The organism is Limosilactobacillus ingluviei DSM 15946 (assembly GCF_001435775.1).
GTDB classification, from domain to species: Bacteria; Bacillota; Bacilli; order Lactobacillales; family Lactobacillaceae; genus Limosilactobacillus; species Limosilactobacillus ingluviei.
The window spans coordinates 1-331 of sequence record NZ_AZFK01000069.1 but is presented as its reverse complement, the minus strand read 5'-3'; the positions used below and the strand labels follow the sequence as shown (position 1 = coordinate 331).

1 protein-coding gene is annotated in these 331 nt (G+C 40.8%); it reads right to left on the bottom strand.

Features of this window, described 5'->3' with window-relative positions:
• Positions 1-331, bottom strand: a 331-nt coding sequence (locus tag FC43_RS07275) for a transposase (protein WP_156648347.1), incomplete at both ends; no start/stop codon positions are given.

Genomic DNA, 331 nt, shown 5'->3' with positions numbered 1-331 from the left:
ATCCACGATCCATTAATACAATTGTTGGCTGTTTCGCCGCATAGCGGCGAAGCATGATTAGGGCTGCCTTGCGCTCTTGCAGAGCAGTTTTAGGTTGAAAAACAAGGTCGAGATAAGCGTGGTTGAGGACATCGACAAGCGCATTGACATGAACTAAACATTGCTTTTTATGATTCGAATTATTAATAATATAGCGTGATTTCGGGTTGTAAGGTGTGCGAAAATCAGATCCATCAACAGCGAGGACACGATATTTATTAGCGAAAAGCAAGAGGAAAGTAGAGACTTGGTTAAAACAGCTGAAGATATGTTGGAAACAACTTACTGATAA